A 17,737-nucleotide genomic window follows, 5' to 3' on the forward strand; every position below is an offset into this window, starting at 1 on the left:
CGCTAATGGAAGAGAATCACTCGGAGATGTATATAGAAGGTTCCTGTTAAGCAGGAGGAAACTGGAGAAAGCGATAGATTCTGTAATGAGGTGGAGGTGGATGAGTCGGGCGGATTACAAAATACGAGCAGATTCATTACCCCTCAATCGTTTGAGGTTGAACAGAAGATTCCCATTCGGTTTTCCAGCGATTAATCTCAGTAAATACGCTCGAGAAGGATTCTCCCTTTTCCGTAATTGAATATTCGACTGTCACTGGAACGGTGGGAAATACTTTGCGTTTGATCATTTGATGTTCTTCCAAATTCCGTAATGTATCTGTTAAACCTTTCGTATTCACGTTGCCTAAATTTCTTCTCAATTGATTAAAACGCTGAGGCTCCTTTAGAAGCTCTGTAATGACTAGAAAAGTCCATTTTCCTGAAAGAAATTGCAATACTTCGGAAATCGATTCAATGCAAGGCATATCAAAATTTGAACATTTCAATGTTATCGACTCGCTTTCTTTTATAGCATTGGACTAAAAAGTAAACTTACTTTAATTTAGTATATTAAATAACGTTTTGTATGTCACTGGTAGTACTAACCAATTGGAGGAATTAGAAATGAAAAAAGCTTACAAATCCATTTTCGAACCGCCCGCAGCGGCCGACAGGAGTTGCAGCTTTCCAACACCTTTTGGGAAATGAATGAACACTTCAGCCCGTTTGCAGATTAACCATAGCGTTCAACAGATTGAGGATAATTTATTATGGATATATCTTGCGCAAAATCGTTTCAGGGCATTCCCTAAGCATGCAGCTGATCCTAAGATCAGATGTGTAATTTGCAAGATCAAGGTTAAACAGGACGAGCGAATGTATCGTTCCTCGTATTCATCATAGATAACTATAGGAGTGAGAAATAGTGAGTGATCGTATATCGAAAGCGAATATGTTGTTGTTGATTATTGTTTGTTTTGCCCAATTTATCGAGGTTATGAATGGTTCGACCGTAACCGTCGCGCTGCCTTCCATTCAAACGGCGCTTCACATGCAGGCGAACGATTTGCAATGGATCGTCACTTCTTATGTGCTGACGTTCGCTTGTTTTCTGATGATCGGAGGACGGGCAAGCGATTTGCTTGGAAGAAAACGCGTATTAATCATAGGTTTGGCGATCTTCGCGTTATCTTCGCTGGCTGGCGCCTTGGCGACAGGTCCGGTCTGGCTGATTGCTAGTAGGGCAATTCAAGGAATCGGGGCGGCCCTTTCCATTCCAGCGGCGATGTCGCTCATAAGTAACAATTTCCCGGTCGGACCGCAGCGCAACAAAGCTTTCGGGATTTTCGGTGCCTTAGGGTCAGCGGGAGCCGCGGGAGGATCGATCGTCGGCGGATTGCTAACGGATTCGGTGGGCTGGAGATCGTTGTTCTATTTGAACGTGCCGCTCGGCACCTTGCTTATCATCGGATTAATGTTCGTGAAAGTAAGTCCTGCAGTAAAGGGCGAAAAACAATCCATCGACTGGTTCGGATTGATTTCCGTACTGGCTGGTATCTTCGTTCTGGTCTATGGCATCTCCATGCCGGATGTCGACGGCAGCTGGTCGGCTGCGAAGATTACCTTGTTGATTGCAGGAGTATTGCTGGTGGGCATGTTCATAATGGTTGAAAAATTCGCCAAGAATCCGTTAATGCCGCTTCGTCTGTTCAAGTTTCGCTCGCTTGTCACGTCCAATATCATCGGATTTCTGATGTATTCTTATTTGACCGGCTTCATGTATTTCTCGACGCTGTATTTCCACGAGCTTGGTTATTCGTCTTTAGCTACCGGCATGGCTTTCTTGCCACTTGGTTTGGCATCGATCGTAGTCACGCAAATCACGCCTTTCTTCATGCGTAAGTTCGGGGCAAAAAGACTCCTGATCGTCACGCAATTGATCAACGCGATTGGAATGTTCTGGTTAAGCACTATGGATATGGATAAAAGTTACGTCTCGTTTATTCTTCCGGCCTTTATCGTGCTCGGTTTGTCGATCGGCGCGTCCTTTACAGCCGTTATCGCAGGTTCCGTGCAGGATGTGAATCCTGAAGAGCACGGAATTGCCGGCGGAATCGTGAACACGTTCCTGCAGCTCGGGGGGAGCTTGGGCTTGTCTATATTGGCAACCATCGCGACGACGGTTACCGCTTCGGCAATGAATGAATCTGCAAATCAGGCCATGTTATCGGGCTTCCATACGGCATTAATCGTAAGCGGATGTTTTGCAATCGCTGCGTTGATTCTTGCGTTCATGAACGGCGGCAAGAGTGAGATTACGGATGCCGTTCCTCAAGAGTTGCATGTTTAAAAAGGGAGAGGGAATGCACATGGCACGAATTCGCATTCGCAATACAAATGAGCGCATTGAAGCCGAAGAGAAAGTAATTGCTTTCCTAGACAGGCAGTCCGTCTTGTACAAGTACTGGGATACAGACGAGTTGCCTGATGTACTCAAAGAAAAGTTCGTGCTAAGCGATGAAGAGAGGCTGAAAATTCTCGCCGTCGTCATCACCTTATCCACAGCCATGCCAAATCTAGACGAACTGCTTCAAAAGTCGGCAGCGATGAATACGCATGTCGAAGACGAAATTCGAGCAATGACTGCCGGAAAAGGGATTCTTATTATAAAGGGTTCGGAAGATGTCGGATACTTCGATGTTGAGCTTGACGTAGGCGACGTTCTTTTCGTTCCGGAATCGAAACCGCATTTCTTCAGACTGATGGAAACCGTAAAATCGTTGCAGTCCGCTTCTTAATTTAGTTTTTCGGTTCTTACAAATCAAAGCATAACAACAACGCAGATAAACTTGAATTCGAAATTGTCCTTTTCATCGATTTTTTGTTTGTCCGAATAGAGGAGAACACACAAATGGAAAAAACGAACATTCATCATATGATTATTTTTAGCCTTAAACATGAAGCCGGTTCTGAGGCTGCCGAGGCCTTCATGCGCGATGCAGAGCAGCAACTGACTATGATCCCAGGCGTAAAGCAATTCCGTGCTTTCAAGCTAAAAGCAAATAACCATATGGATTACGGAATTTCTATGGTATTCGACAGCCAGGAGGAGTATGCGGCGTATGCGGCCCATCCGTTGCATGACGAATTTGAGGAGAATCGTTGGAAACGGGAGGCCACGCGTGCCATGGTGATCGATTACGATTATTGACCCCACTCATAAGCACAATCAAAATTACAACCCCCTTGACGGGGGTTGTTTTATTTAATCGGAAAGAGTCCATATTGTTTCACTTCAATCTATTGAAGTGACTATTTAGTAACATAGAAGTCACTTAATAGTCACTGTCGGAACGTATAATTCTCAGTAATGACAAGAAAAGAGCAAGGCAAAAAGAATAGGGAGAATGATGGCTATATGGACTTAATTACGATCTCTTCTGAATTACTTAAATGGGCATTCATGGCCACGATAGGATGCCTAGGTATCCTTGTGCTGCTGGTCGGCAGCTATTTAATCTATAAAAAAGTCTTGCGGGGAAATAGCAGCATGTCCAAAAACCAATGGGTCATACTCACTCTCCTTGTCGGCTGGTTTTTAGTTGTATTGGGCTTAACAACAATTAGCCGGGGCGCAAGCTACACAGGCGATATCAATGCCGACTTACTCAGCGGCTATGTGAATGCATGGAATAAATGGTCCATTAGTGAACTGCAGTTGATTCTATTCAATATACTAATGTTCGTTCCTTTGGGCTTGCTGTTGCCGCTGCTCATGCGCAAAGCACAAGCATTTTGGATAACTTGTCTTGTTACTCTGTTAACGACTGCCGGCATTGAGAGTATTCAGCTCATTACCGGGAAAGGCATTTTTGAACTGGATGACATTTTCCACAATTTAGCAGGAGGTCTGGCTGGGTACTTCTTCGTCATGGCGATCCTGGTCTGTATCAGGCAGAAGCGCGTTGTGATCAAATCAGTTCTGCTTGGTGTAATGATTCCCGCGTTGTTCGGTGCTCTGATTGGCGGAGCAATAATGAAGTATCAAACGCAGGAATTTGGGAACATGCCAATCCTCCCCGGATCGAAGCAGAATATGGATGCAGTGACGATTGTAAATAAAATGCTCTTGTCTGAGGACACAGGTATGGCGTCGGTTTACCGGAATATCTACGCCAATCATTTGCAACGAGGCAAAGATATTGCAGAGCAGTTATCGAAGAAATTTACTGTGAATTTCTCCGGAGCAATTCGCCGAGGAGGCGACGACAATCGTATATTTAGGGGCACAACATCGAACGGCCGGCAAGCCGACTTGAATTATGGGATAAAGGATGGCGGGTGGCACTTCAGTACGGGGGACGAAGGGGTAAATCTCTCGGAAAATCAGGTAACCCTACTAAGGGAAGACACGGAGCAATGGTCTTCACACAACGGTCTTTTGCCTGCCAAGGCTATATTCAGCGTGCAGGACAAGAACATTTTACGGTGGGACGCGAAGACACCTGAGGATCTCGCTCATAAGGAAAATGATTTTGTTTCTGGCATGATTATGGAGCAGTTCGCTAAGGATGGTACTTTGAGTGATTTATTTAATCAAATGATTTGGAACAAATTTGAACGCAAGTTGGAGATCATCTCTCCTAAACAGGCGTTTGAGCAAATTCAAGCCGGTAATTTTTATATGTACGCTTCATTTCACAAGGGTGACAAGCTTGTTGTGAATGGGTACGGACTGACCTATGTGTACGATACCAAAGGATTTTATCAGCCAGTGTATGAATTCAAAGGCTATATCAATGATCACGAGCATGCATTTTATTGCCAGATCCCGGCTCGTGTATAATATTCCCCAAATATGACAATAAGGCCAAGAGATTTAACCTCAAGGCCTTCTTTTCATTTATCGAGATCCACGTAATCCAGTTGAGGAAGCTGAATGCGTATTCGGTTTTGTAATCATAATGCTACAAAAGGAGATAGGTGCGAATCATGAAAATTTTAGTGGTTGAGGATGATAAGACGATTACCACCGCTTTAGAATATTCCCTTCAGCAGGAGCATTTCCAGACCGTGCTTTGCTTAGACGTCGCTTCGGCTAAGGATGCAATAAAGCAACATGCAGGAGAGCTGGCACTCTGTTTGTTCGATGTGACGCTTCCTGATGGAAACGGCTATGAGCTATGCCGAATAGTCAAGGCGGAGCGGGATATTCCGGTGATCTTCCTAACAGCCTTAGACGATGAAGTGAACGTGGTCATGGGGCTTGATATGGGAGGGGACGATTATATCACCAAGCCCTTCCGGGTAAGGGAGCTCATCTCGAGGATCAAGACCGTGATGCGCCGATACCAGAAGCTTCCCCAAAGTAAAAGTGTTATTGAACTTGGCGACATTCGAGTAAACCCCTTGGAGGGTAAAGTATATAAACAAGGCGGGGAAATTCAGTTAACGGCTCTGGAGTATCGGTTGCTGCTCATTTTCGTAAATCATTTAGGGCAGGTGCTTTCCAGGAATCAACTACTGGAACAGATCTGGGACATTGCGGGGGAATTTGTGAACGACAATACGTTAACCGTCTATATCAAGCGCCTGCGGGAGAAGCTCGAAGATGACCCTAAAGAGCCTGTAATCATAAGAACGATTCGGGGTTTAGGTTATAAGGCGGGTGATTGAAATACTGCGAAACCGTGAAATTCGGATTTTGGTGATGGCGATGTCATTTACCGGTCTAAGTTTAGCTGCAGTAGCAGCTTTTTTGTCTACTGTAGCTTCGGTGATCGTTCTCTTGGCCGCTGCGCTTCTTATTTTCTATTCCCTCATATTTACGAAATGGAGATATAAGCAACTCGCAGGATTGGCGAGCTACTTGCAGCAAATCAGCAATGGCGATTACGGGTTGGATGTTCGAGATAATCAAGAAGGCGAGCTTAGCTTGCTCAAGAACGACATTTACAAAGTCACCGTCAGACTATCCGAACAGAACGCTTTGTTGTTGAAAGATAAAGATTACCTCAAAAATGCCATTTCGGATATCTCCCATCAGATCAAGACGCCATTGACTTCAATGACGGCTATGACCGATTTGTTGAATGATCCGAATATGCCGGAGGAGAGGCGAATCGAGTTCACCCGCAAAATCAGCGTTCAACTGGAGCGGATAGACTGGTTAGTGTCCTCTCTGCTAAAACTATCCAAAATCGATGCAGGCACCGTGGGATTCAGAACAGACCGTATCAGAGCAAGCGAATTGATCCTGAAAGCCATTCAGCCAGTCCTGATTCCGATCGACATCAAGGGACAAGTCTTATCCATTACCGGTGAGGAAGGCGTATCCTTCACAGGTGATTTGAACTGGACGTCGGAAGCGTTGATCAATATATTGAAAAACTGCGTGGAACATACGCCGGAAGGTGGCGAACTGATGATTCATTATTCAGAGAACGCGCTGTTCACGGAGATTGTCATCGCAGATCAAGGCAAGGGGATAGTAAAGGAAGAACTTCCGCTTATCTTCAAGCGGTTCTATAAAGGGAAGGACGCGGGGGAAAGCAGCGCAGGGATCGGATTGTCACTGGCTCACAGCATCATATCGAATCAAAATGGCGACATCTACGTAACAAGCGAGCCGGGTCAGGGAACCCAGTTCCGTATCCGGTTCTACAAGCGAATCATTTAGTGGAGGTTTAAGTGACCAAAGCGTCACTTTCATAGTCACTCCACCGTCACTTTGGACAGCTATACTAAATCTATTCATTCATGATTGGAGGAGCTTACATGCCTATATTGAAAATAGAACAACTGTCCAAAGTGTATGGAAGAGGGGATACCGCCGTTAAAGCGCTTGATGAAATATCCTTGTCAGTTGAGAAAGGAGAGTTCGTCGCCATCGTTGGTCCGTCCGGCTCGGGAAAATCCACATTGATGCATATGCTGGGAGGCGTCGACTGCCCAACCAGCGGGAAGGTGCTCATTGAAGATATCGATATATACACTTTGAACGAGACACAATTGGCTATCTTCAGACGCAGACAGATCGGATTGATTTACCAGTTCTATAACCTGCTTCCTGTATTAACCGTGGAGGAAAACATTCAGCTGCCGCTTCTGTTGGACGAGCAGAAAGTCGATAAGCGTAAATACGACGAATTGGTGAGCTTGTTAGGGCTTGGACAGCGACTGGGCCATCTGCCAAACCAGCTGTCCGGCGGTCAGCAGCAGCGCGTATCCATCGGCAGGGCGCTTATGAATAATCCAGCAATTATTTTGGCTGATGAACCGACGGGCAATCTAGATAGCAAAAACAGCGGTGAAATTGTCGATTTGCTGAAAATGCTGAATAGAACGTATAAACAGACCTTGATCGTTATCACGCACGATGAACGGATTGCCCTACAGGCAGATCGCATTATTTCCATCGAAGACGGGAAGATCGCGAAAGACGAGGTTCTCCGGCGATGAATATTGTTAGTAAATTAACCTTAAGACACTTACGTCAGAATAAGCGGAGAACGATGGTTACCATCATAGGCGTGATGATCTCCGTAGCGATGGTAACTGCGGTAGCGACCTTGTTTTTTTCTTTCCAGGAACTGATGAAGAAGCAAGCGATCGCTAACAACGGATTGTGGCATGTGCGGTATCATGATGTAACCCGGAATCAACTAAAGGCGATCGAGAATGACAAAAAGACGAAAGACGTCATCCTGACCGAAAGCCTGGGCTATGCGGCGTTGTCTGGCTCGCAAAATGCTTATAAGCCTTACTTGTATATCGAAGCCTATAATACGGTTGGTTTCAGCGATTTCCCTATCGAGCTCAAGCAAGGCCGCTTTCCCCAACATCCCAACGAGGTAGTCATTTCCGATGAAATTGTTACTAAAGCGGGCGTTGCGTTCAAGATGGGGGAAAGGCTTTCCCTTCAGGTCGGGGAAAGGGAAGATATAAGCAAGGGAAACGCGCTCCACGAAGTATTGAAGCAAAACACCCGTTTACGGATGGAAGGTGGGAAATCGGTAGAGGCTCTCGTCCACATGAAGCCGGAAACCTTCACCATCGTGGGCATCATTGTCCGTCCAGCCTTGGAGCCCGCCGAAGCTCCTGGATATACGATTCTTACTTATGTGGATGAGAACACGATCAGGCCTGCGGATACAGTGGATGCGAGCGTAGTACTAACGAAGCTCGACCGTTCCTTGTACGGGCATGCCAGAGCGTTGGCGAAACAAATTCACGTTAACCTTGTGGGTTTTAACGATCCTTTGCTTCAATATTCGGGCGTGACTAGCAATACACAAACCAATGCAACCTTGCTAGCATTAAGCGTGATCATCGTCGGGATTATCATGGCAGGTTCCATCGTTTTGATTTATAACGCATTCGCGATTTCCGTCTCTGAGCGTTCCCGCTATTTGGGCCTGCTATCCAGCGTAGGGGCGACGAAGAGGCAGAAGCGGAACGCTGTTTTCTTTGAAGGAGCAATTATCGGGTTAATCAGTATTCCTTTGGGCTTCCTGTGCGGGTTGGCGGGCATGGCGATAACGTTTAAGGGCGTGAATGCAAGCATTCGTGGCGTGTTCGGTATTGATCAGGATCTCACGATAGTGGTTACGCCATTATCCGTCATGATTACTGGTGCGGTCTCCCTAATTACGATCGGGATATCAACGTATGTTCCCGCCCGAAGAGCATCCAGCATATCCGCCATCGATGCCCTTAGGCAGACCAAGGATATCAAACTGAAGGGCGAAGACGTCAGAACCTCCAAACTCGTACGGAACTTGCTTGGCATTGAAGCTGAACTAGGTTTGAAAAACCTGAAAAGAAACCATCGTCGCTACCGAACCGTGGTCATATCGCTCATGAGCAGCATTGTGCTCTTCTTAACGGTATCGTTCTTCACTGCTAATTTGGAGAAGTCATTCCGGCTGTCGCAAGTCGGCCTCAATTATGACATGCAAGTTGAGCCCTCCGTCGAGAGACCGGCGTTGGATAAGAGACAAGTCCAGTCGTTTGTTTCGCTTCGCGATGTGACGGCATTCAGTCTCATTCACCGCTATACCTTCAACAGCTTGATTCCTTCCTCGCTCGTGCCGGAAGCCGTTCGAAAGTGGTTCGACTACAACGGCTTTCCGACCCAATCGGGAAACTATTCGTATGTGGTGGAAGTGAATGGCGTGAGCGACGAACAACTGCAAGCTTTTGCGAAGAGGACAGGTGCGGACATCCGGTCCTTGCGGAATCCTGACAAGGTGTCCGCAATCGTTATCGACACGTCCTCGTTCGAGGATCGTGTATCTAATAAATTCATTGCGTCGCGGGTCCTAGCTGCTCAGAAGGGGGATTCGATTACACTCGGATTCGATAAGCTTTCAAGCGTGCGCATTGCAGCCTTGACGGATCAAGTGCCGATAGGCGTATCCCAGCCGTGGAACACCGTCAAACTTAAGCTGGTCATGTCGGAGGCCGTGTTGGAATCCCTTCATCTCAAGGGTCCCGGCGGTGTTGAATCCACGAGCCTGTTCCTCGACAGTAAGGATCCGCTGGATACCCAGCGTCAAATCGAAAAGATGGATAGCAATGTATTCGTGCGGAACGAATATCAGTCCAGACAGCGGGATCAACAGCTCATGTTGCTGTTTAACGTATTCGCTTACGGGTTTGTCGCGTTAATCACGATTATTTCAATCGCGACGATATTTAATACGATATCGACCAGCCTGATTCTTAGGACAAGAGAAATCGCCATGCTTAGATCGATGGGCATGACGTCCAAGGGCATCAATAAGATGTTTCATTCCGAAAGCATTTTTTATGGAGTCAAATCGCTGGTTTACGGGTTGCCACTTGGGATTTCTATGATGTACCTCATTTATAGAGCATTCATGAACCGTTTCTATTATGGTTTTAACCCTCCATGGATTAGCATGCTTTATATGATCGCTGCAGTGTTTGTCATCATCAGTACAGCGATGTTGTACGCAAGTTCCAAGGTCAAAAAGGTCAATATCATCGATGCTTTGAAGCAGGAGAGCCAGTGAGGTTTAGCTCGGACGGAACTGGGAATAGCTCCAGGTTGTATGTGCTTTATGCCTTCCGTGCTTTCAACATCATGTAGCTTCCCTCGAAGCTGAGCAGATTGCCGTTCTCGCTACGGACTTTAAGCTGCTGCTGATCAGAATCTGACCAGTTCAGCATATCCGATTGCAACGCTTCCTGGACCTGCTCAGAGACATTCATTCGAGCGCACCAGGCAGCGAATTCGAACGGCTTGCCTGTCTGCAACAGTTGTTCCACCTGGAAACCGGTCAGTTCGATGCGACGGATCCACTCTGTTTTCTTCCAAGCGCGGAAGTGGCTGGGATCCCGCCGTTGTTCAATATCATTATAGAGGGTGTCGATCCGATCCGCTTCCGGAGCGATGTTGTCCATCAGAATGAAGCTTCCTCCACGCTTCAATACGCGCCATACTTCCTGTACGAACTTGTCGGGGTCAGGAAAGTGATGAGCGGCGATGCGGCAGGCGACCAGATCGAAGTGTTCTTGGACAAAAGGAAGGTTCTCCGCGTCCCCGACGACGTACTTGATATTCGTGCATCCCTTCCCGGTAAGAAAAGCTTCCGCTTCTTCCAGCATCTCGGTCGTAATATCCAGGGTGGTCACTTCACCGACGACGGAGGCCAATGCCAAGGCGCAATGTCCGCCTCCGGTTGCGATATCGAGCGCCTGCGTGGCTTTCTCTTCTCGGGACCACTCGAGCAGCAGGTTCAAATCTTGACCTGATGCATGACGTGGGCTAGCGACATACTTAGAAGCGTTAGCTCCAAATTGGGCTTTTACCTGTTCCTTCTTATCCATACCATCACCCCTGTTGTTTCATTGTATAAAACAAAGTTTCAATAAGTGATCCTTCCATGCAAACATAGCATGCTTAGTTATTTTTGTAAATAAGGCGAATCAATTAGTGAATCAAAGAGAGTCACTTTATTCTTATAAAGCATATTTAAAAAAAGTGCTCTCTTATGAGGAGCATTTATACCTGATATAGTGGACCCCTAGCAAAAAGTATTCATATCGATAGAGAGAAGGTAATTTCATGAACGAAGCACTAACACCCGGTACGCACGAGATCATAATCGATGGAATACGGCAGACCTATCACGTTGCAGGCAGTGGACCCGTTTGTCTTGTCCATCCCGGAGGACCCGGTTTCCATTGGAACTATTTACGCATGCCTCTGCTGGAGAAGTCTATGACGACTATATATATAGAGCCGATTGGAACAGGTCAATCAGGAATGCTGCCGGATGGAGAATACAGTATGTCCAAATACGCTTATTTCTCCCGAAAAGTGCTCGAGTACGCAGGGGCACTGGATGGCTATTTTCTAGGGCATTCGCATGGCGGATTTGTGGGTCTTCAATACGCGCTCGATTATCCGAATGAGCTCGCAGGGTTGATCGTTTATGACGGAGCGCCGTGCAATGGGAAAGATTTGGGTATTGAAGCGACCAAGCAAATGGATCTCTTTGCACAGCGGTGGTCGGACCAGCGGGAAGCCCGAGAAGCAAAGCAGGCTTGGGCGGACATGGGGACTGGCGCAATCTCCGTCCATGACAGAGATTCCTTCCTTGGCGTCATGCAAAGTCTGCTGCCCGCTTACTTCGGTGACTATTGGGACATGCCTCAGGATTTCGATGACTGGAAAGATTCTATAGATGCGACCATCGACCCAAATCGAAAACCAACGAATTGGGATGTGCGTGATGTCATGAATACGATCCAGACCCCAACGCTCATCTTGGTCGGAGAGCATGACTTCATCTGTGGGACAAGATGGGCACACGAGATGTCGGCAGCAATTCCAGAGTCGCAGCTTGTAGTCATCAGTGAATGTGGGCATATGGGACATGTGGAAAAACCGGTACAATTTTCTAGTTCCATAAATGATTTTGTCATTAGATAGTTGCCGGTCAGTCGCTCAAGTTAAGGAGAACAAGATCAGAAATCACATACTCTTGCGATACGCTAGTCATCCTTGAACCGCACATATTATTGGAGGATTAATCAGATGGAGAAACAAGTAAGATCGAAGAAGAAACAGTTATTGAAGGCATCGGCGATGGCGCTGTCGACTGCGCTGATCGCCTCTGGTCTGTCGGCCTGCAGCACTGGATCAGGTAACGACGATGCCAAGCAGCATGTGCTGCGAGTCGGTGTTGTCACATCGAGCGCAGGCACCGATCAATCTATGCGCCAACAGTACACCGACACCTATGAGTTGATGCATCCCAATATAACCATCGAAACCGTATCCGCCATAAACTTCGACGATATGCGTTACGAAACGCCAGATCCGAATAAGAAGCAACCTGACATCTACGAGAAAGTCACAGAAATGATGAAGGGCACCAATCCGCCGGACGTTGTCATCGTGGATGCCGGCAATTTTCAACGTCTCGTACAGGATAACTTAATTCTAAAGCTCGATAGCATTATTCGGGAGAAAGGATTCGATATCGATGATATCGTACCGTCGGTCATTGACGGCATTAAGGAGGCTGGCGGGGGAAGTATGTATGGACTGTCGCCGAATTTCTCCTCTTCCGCGTTGTTCTATAACAAGAAGATGTTTATCGATGCGGGCGTAGAGCCGCCGACCGATAACATGACCTGGACGGATATCTTCAACTTAGCGAAACTCGTCGCGAAAGGAGAAGGCAAGGATCGGAAGTTCGGCCTGGCCTTTAACCACTACAATAGTGATCCATACTGGGATCTCCAGACCTACGCCGCGCCGCTTCAATTAAAGATGTTCGATACTAAGGCGGAGAAGATGTCCGTCGATACGGCGATGTGGAAGAAGGTATGGAACGACTTTGCCGATCTCTATCAGTCGAAAATCATACCGAGTCAAGAAGATTTGAATCTCGGAGGCGGAGACAACATCAAAGCTAGCGTCATCATCACTGATTCTTTCCAGGGCGACATATTCATGAACGGTCGCGTGGCCATGACGATCGGCGGCTACGACTATGTCTCGCAGCTCACTCAAGCGAATGACGCCGCAACCAAGAACCCAAAAATCTCGACCGTGGACTGGGATGTCGTCACCATGCCGCAGTTCGCCGAAGTTCCAGGCATCGGCGGGAACATTATGCTGAACAATCTCATGGCGATAAATGCGAATGCGCAGAACGGCGAAGACGCATGGGATTTCATTGCCTTCAACAACAGCAGGGAATGGGCGAAACTCAAGTCCCGCAGCAGCTTCGAGATGGTCTCCCGAAAGTCGTTTTTGAAGCCGAAAGACGGCAAAAACTATAACATCTCAGCTTTCTATTCACTTAAGCCGGTACCCCAGGATCCGGCCAGCGATAGACTTTATGAGGAGAAACCGAGCTTGTACCAGGTTCGTCAGCTGGCACAGCCGTTGATCCTGGAAGTGCTAGAGAAGAAGAAATCCGTCGAAGAGGCACTCAAATCATGGCAAACGCAAGGTGATGTCCTCCTGAAGCAATTTATAACGAACCCGACCGGTCCGCTTGACGGCACGAATACGAATGATGGAGGTGGCACAACCTGACGCCGATTGAATAATTCGAACTTTAAAACGTAGCTTTATTTTTATAAAGCATATTTAAAAATAGTGCCTTCTTATGAAATAAAAATAGACCTGTTATAGTAGTCCTTGAGGCACGAATAGCTCTAGATTATCCCTTAAATTCTAAGATCATGGAGGTTACACCTATGAAAATTCAAAAGAACTCCGAGCTTCAAACACCTATATTCTCCGGATTCGGGCCAAGAACGACTGCCCAGATGGTAATTGAAGGACAGGATCTGACTGGTAAGATTGCTATCGTAACTGGGGGTTATTCAGGACTTGGCCTTGAAGCAGTCAAAGCCCTTGCAACCGCAGGGGCAAAGGTTATCGTACCTGCTCGCTCTCCGGAAAAAGCCAGGACGGCACTTGAAGGATTGCCGGGTGTGGAGCTGGAACGCTTAGAACTCATGGATCCGGAGTCTATTGATGAGTTTGCAAAACGTTTTCTTTCTTCCGACCGGTCCTTGCACATGCTAATTAATGCAGCAGGCATAATGGCCACTCCGATTGTTCGCGATGCCCGTGGGTTCGAGTCCCAGCTTGCAACCAATCATTTGGGACATTTTCAGCTTGTGTTAAGGCTATGGCCTGCACTTAAGAAGGCCAGAGGCGCAAGGATCGTTTCTGTATCGTCTCGTGCTCTGCAGCTCAGCAGCTTTGATTTCGAAGATCCTAACTTCAATACTCGTGAGTATGACAAATGGCTAGCGTATGCTAAATCCAAGACAGCGAACGCATTATTTGCTGTTGCGATGGACAAGCGTGGAGAACCTCATGGAGTACGCGCTTTTTCTGTTCATCCGGGGACGATCGTGACGGATTTGGCCCGTCATTTAACGGATGATGAATTACGAGCAATGGGTGCGATAAACGAACAAGGCGAACGTGCTTTTAGCGAATATAACGATGAAATTAAAACAACTCAAGAAGGGGCAGCCACATTAATTTGGTGCGCAGTCCATCCTCAGCTAGAAGGAAAAGGCGGCGTTTACTGCGAGAACGGAGACATAGCGGTTATGACGGGTACACCACATACTCCCGGCGTATTTGAGTGGGCGGTGGATCCCGAAGCAGCTGAACGTTTATGGCAGTTAAGCGAACAACTTATTGGTTCAAAGTTTGCGATGTAACCGACGAATATGAGGGAGTGAACGTAGAAAAATACAAGAGGAGTGAATTATTAAGTGAGTGAATTGATATCAGAAATTACAGCACAGTGTGAAAAACTTTCTGAAACAGAGATGGAAATGATTACGGATGCCCTTTCAAAAGCGTTTTGATATGCCCAATAAAATTTCTTTTGGTAGGATGACACAAGATTAAACAAACGGAAAACGTATATTAAATATTAGGAGGGCTGCCAACTGTCAGCCCTTCTAACTTCATTCCTGACCGAAAATTTTGTACCAATATAGAGTCGTACCAATGTTTGGATTTCCTGTTTGCTTAAGTGTGTCCACACCGCCAAGAACGAAACCGTGTTTTGCATAGAAGCGACACGCCGCGAGATTGTCGTCCTGCGCTTCTAGGGACAAACCGATCAATTGCTTATCCTTGGCCCATGCTTCTGCCTGGTCTAGCAGCTTCTTGCCGACTCCTGAACGGCGGTACGCCTGAATCGTAGCTATGTTCTCGATATAACCGAATCGGCTCCAATCGCGAACAATCCGGATATGTCCGACACACGCCTCGACGTCATAGGCCAAGAACAAGGCTTTGTTTTCCTGGCTAATGTAGTCGTTCCAGTTCAATCGATCCTTTGGGAAGCAGGTTTCCTTAGACTCGTCAAATAGGAGCTCCTCGAAGGTCCATGCCCCGTTCTGCAACTGGGGAACAATTCTTCCAAGCAGATTGAACGGCTCGTTTGTAATGTTTATATCCTCGATCAATTCGGGCTGTAACGCTCTCATCACAATTTTAGATTTATTGTTCAAGTATTTTCCTTCTTTCAATAAGCTTTACGTATATTTTGGCCTAGTTTCGGTTTTGAAAGTAATACGGAGTAGATCGATATTTTCGTACTTATTGAGAGCTAAAGGGCAATATAGTTCGAATAACAAAATGAAACGGCAGCCGGCAAAGGCTGCCGTTTCTCAAATTAACGGGCAGGATTTTACAAGATCATTTCTTTCGATACAATCCCGATTACATCGTTCTTAAGCAGACTGGAAACTGCTAAGATAACAATTTAATTATTAGTTACAGGCTGTCCGGTCACAGGATCTGTATTCGGATCCCAATTTTTTAGAGGGTCCATACGGAAGCGAGTTAATACCGTGCTACTGATTTTCCAAACACCATTCTCTTTACGATAAGTTTCACGGTATTGGCCATACCCGTTATGCCCCGGATATGCGTTCTCCGCGTCAGGGAAAGTCAATAAATCCTCCATAGCCCAAACCCCATTCGCATTTTCCTTATCAACAATTTCAATTTCAGGCATATGGCCGTGGTGAACCGTTGGTGCCTTACCAACAACGTCATCAATCATTTTTCCGTAACCTGCACCTCCGAGCTGAGAGAAATCTTGACCTTGTGAAACTAATTTAGCGTCTGATGTAAAGAGCTCGCCAAATTCTGTCCATTTTTTTTCATCAACAAACCGAAAAAACCGCGCTTTAAGTTGTTTGATTTGTTCAATATCTTCCAGTCTTTGAAATTTCGCTTCTAGTTCTTCAATTTTTGCTACTAGTTCTTGAGTTGTCATATAATCCACGTCCTTTTTATTATTATTTGTCGATTAAATACTCGAAATTTACTTATTAAGCTTTCACTTCACTAGATGATCTAAGCCTAAAATATATATTCATATGGATCAAATCCAAATGTGAATGAAGTTTTTTCTGCGCTACATAAGGAAAACCTCTTTTCATTCAAGATGGGGGAGTGGAGTATCGCTCCCTTGGACACAACTATAGCAGTTCATTTTTATTATTGTAAGAAGGCTAATTATTTAAAGTAACTTTAGAAAAGTAAACTTTTGTCTGGGTAACTCACATCAGTATTCCATCAGTATTCCATCGATCGAGAAAGCTATCCCTTTGGATGCTGTAATAAATTGCTCGTCAAAAAAGGATTGCTTGGAAATATACTTCAGCCCAAAAAAGTTACCCCTTAAGTCGCTCTAATATAGCGCTTTAGGGGTAACTTTTATTATTTCCGATACAATATGTGACTTCGGGAATTTTGTTTTCTGTTTGCTAAGGATGTGCGAGTACATCATCTTAAGCTATTTAAGTTGTTTGCTTTGAGAATAACCTTTCAATATAGGTCTGGAAAAAGTTTGTTTTAATTTCCTCGGATGAATAACCACGTTGTTCTTTAAAAAACAGATAAACCTCCGCACTAATCGTTGACAACATCGCATCCGCACTAAAAATCGGATCTATGGAACGATAGTCAGTCAATTCGTTGTACTCCTGGAGCAGTTTAATGAGGATGGAATGAATCGAGTCATAATCCTCTCTGGAGGATGCATTTCTACCTGTCTCTGTATTGTGATTGTTTTGAATAATAGCAAGGATGTCAGAGTGGGTATCCAACAATTCCAAGTGCAAGTCGAGCACGGTAATTAGACGTTCTTTTAACGAAGTCGAAGCATTCTTTGAAAGATATTGATCCATTTTTATTCGACTTTGAATACAGCTTTCCCCAATCAAATCCCAGCATAAATCACTCTTATTCGTGTAGCTTCTATACAAGGTTCCTTGCCCGACGCCAGCTTCTCTCGCGATTTGCCGCATACTAACGTTCTCGACACCATACTCAGCGAACAACTTAGCCGCCTTATCAATTATGGTCAGTCTACGCACTTCGGCATCCTTACGTAGATTACGCTCCAACACAAAAAATCCTCCTTCAAAATGATATTGACAACCGGACAGCAGTCCGGTTATATTGTTATTGTTCGAAGCGGATCACAGTCCGGATGTCTGCTGCTTGATTTTTATAGTAACTCTCCACAACTCAACGGTCAATCAAGCAGTAGGAAGCGGGGGAAAAATCATGCAGGAAAATATTAGGGGGAGCATCATGTATCCATTCAATAATAGAAAAAAATAGCTACGATCCTTATACATTCAACAAATACAGAATAGAAGAAGAGTGGAAAAAAGATGCTTTTCAAAAAAATAAAATTATGGAGTGAAAA

15 protein-coding genes and 1 pseudogene are annotated in these 17,737 nt (G+C 45.7%); 11 read left to right on the forward strand and 5 right to left on the reverse strand.

Going from position 1 to position 17,737, the window contains the following annotated elements:
* Positions 1–136 precede the first annotated feature (136 nt).
* Positions 137–466 carry a winged helix-turn-helix transcriptional regulator gene (locus AC0YNX_RS06515; RefSeq protein WP_475814812.1) on the reverse strand — a complete coding sequence of 110 codons (330 nt, stop codon included), beginning with the start codon at positions 464–466 and terminating at the stop codon, positions 137–139.
* 440 nt (positions 467–906) lie between these two features.
* Between AC0YNX_RS06515 and AC0YNX_RS06520 the strand changes: the two genes are divergently transcribed.
* From AC0YNX_RS06520 to AC0YNX_RS06555, 8 genes and pseudogenes are all read left to right on the forward strand, one after another.
* On the forward strand, positions 907–2,331 hold the full coding sequence (locus AC0YNX_RS06520) for an MFS transporter (RefSeq protein ID WP_475814813.1): 1,425 nt from the start codon (positions 907–909) through the stop codon (positions 2,329–2,331).
* Between the two features lie 19 nt (positions 2,332–2,350).
* A pseudogene (locus tag AC0YNX_RS06525) lies at positions 2,351–2,784 on the forward strand (cupin domain-containing protein).
* Positions 2,785–2,892: 108 nt separating this feature from the next.
* A complete protein-coding gene (locus AC0YNX_RS06530; protein ID WP_475814814.1) occupies positions 2,893–3,192 on the forward strand; it encodes a Dabb family protein in 300 nt (99 codons plus the stop codon).
* 207 nt (positions 3,193–3,399) lie between these two features.
* Entirely contained in the window at positions 3,400–4,827 is a 1,428-nt protein-coding gene (locus AC0YNX_RS06535; RefSeq protein WP_475814815.1) for a VanZ family protein, read from the forward strand.
* 146 nt (positions 4,828–4,973) lie between these two features.
* On the forward strand, positions 4,974–5,657 hold the full coding sequence (locus AC0YNX_RS06540) for a response regulator transcription factor (protein WP_475814816.1): 684 nt from the start codon (positions 4,974–4,976) through the stop codon (positions 5,655–5,657).
* Between the two features lies 1 nt (position 5,658).
* Positions 5,659–6,660 (forward strand): sensor histidine kinase, encoded by a 1,002-nt coding sequence (locus AC0YNX_RS06545; protein ID WP_475815196.1) that lies wholly within the window; start codon positions 5,659–5,661, stop codon positions 6,658–6,660.
* 98 nt (positions 6,661–6,758) lie between these two features.
* Entirely contained in the window at positions 6,759–7,442 is a 684-nt protein-coding gene (locus AC0YNX_RS06550; protein ID WP_475814817.1) for an ABC transporter ATP-binding protein, read from the forward strand.
* A gap of 53 nt (positions 7,443–7,495) precedes the next feature.
* Positions 7,496–10,021, forward strand: a complete 2,526-nt coding sequence (locus AC0YNX_RS06555; protein WP_475814818.1) for an ABC transporter permease — start codon at positions 7,496–7,498, stop codon at positions 10,019–10,021.
* Positions 10,022–10,067: 46 nt separating this feature from the next.
* On the opposite strand, the gene AC0YNX_RS06560 is transcribed toward AC0YNX_RS06555, so the two are convergent.
* Positions 10,068–10,838, reverse strand: coding sequence for a class I SAM-dependent methyltransferase (locus AC0YNX_RS06560; protein ID WP_475814819.1), 771 nt, complete (start codon positions 10,836–10,838; stop codon positions 10,068–10,070).
* Positions 10,839–11,076: 238 nt separating this feature from the next.
* Here AC0YNX_RS06560 and AC0YNX_RS06565 point away from each other — a divergent pair, with 238 nt between their 5' ends.
* The 3 genes from AC0YNX_RS06565 to AC0YNX_RS06575 all read left to right on the forward strand — a co-directional run bounded on the left by AC0YNX_RS06565 (position 11,077) and on the right by AC0YNX_RS06575 (position 14,717).
* Complete coding sequence (locus AC0YNX_RS06565; RefSeq protein WP_475814820.1) at positions 11,077–11,946, forward strand: alpha/beta fold hydrolase; 870 nt, start codon at positions 11,077–11,079, stop codon at positions 11,944–11,946.
* Positions 11,947–12,051: 105 nt separating this feature from the next.
* On the forward strand, positions 12,052–13,566 hold the full coding sequence (locus AC0YNX_RS06570) for an ABC transporter substrate-binding protein (protein WP_475814821.1): 1,515 nt from the start codon (positions 12,052–12,054) through the stop codon (positions 13,564–13,566).
* Positions 13,567–13,730: 164 nt separating this feature from the next.
* Positions 13,731–14,717 carry an oxidoreductase gene (locus AC0YNX_RS06575; protein WP_475814822.1) on the forward strand — a complete coding sequence of 329 codons (987 nt, stop codon included), beginning with the start codon at positions 13,731–13,733 and terminating at the stop codon, positions 14,715–14,717.
* A 252-nt stretch (positions 14,718–14,969) separates the two neighbouring features.
* Here the strand turns inward: AC0YNX_RS06575 and AC0YNX_RS06580 are convergent, their stop codons facing one another.
* The 3 genes from AC0YNX_RS06580 to AC0YNX_RS06590 form a co-directional block, all read right to left on the reverse strand.
* Entirely contained in the window at positions 14,970–15,497 is a 528-nt protein-coding gene (locus AC0YNX_RS06580) for a GNAT family N-acetyltransferase (protein ID WP_475814823.1), read from the reverse strand.
* A gap of 278 nt (positions 15,498–15,775) precedes the next feature.
* Positions 15,776–16,294 carry a nuclear transport factor 2 family protein gene (locus AC0YNX_RS06585; RefSeq protein WP_475814824.1) on the reverse strand — a complete coding sequence of 173 codons (519 nt, stop codon included), beginning with the start codon at positions 16,292–16,294 and terminating at the stop codon, positions 15,776–15,778.
* Between the two features lie 526 nt (positions 16,295–16,820).
* On the reverse strand, positions 16,821–17,429 hold the full coding sequence (locus AC0YNX_RS06590) for a TetR/AcrR family transcriptional regulator (protein WP_475814825.1): 609 nt from the start codon (positions 17,427–17,429) through the stop codon (positions 16,821–16,823).
* Between the last annotated feature and the right edge of the window lie 308 nt (positions 17,430–17,737).

This window comes from Paenibacillus sp. J31R98, from assembly GCF_056269245.1.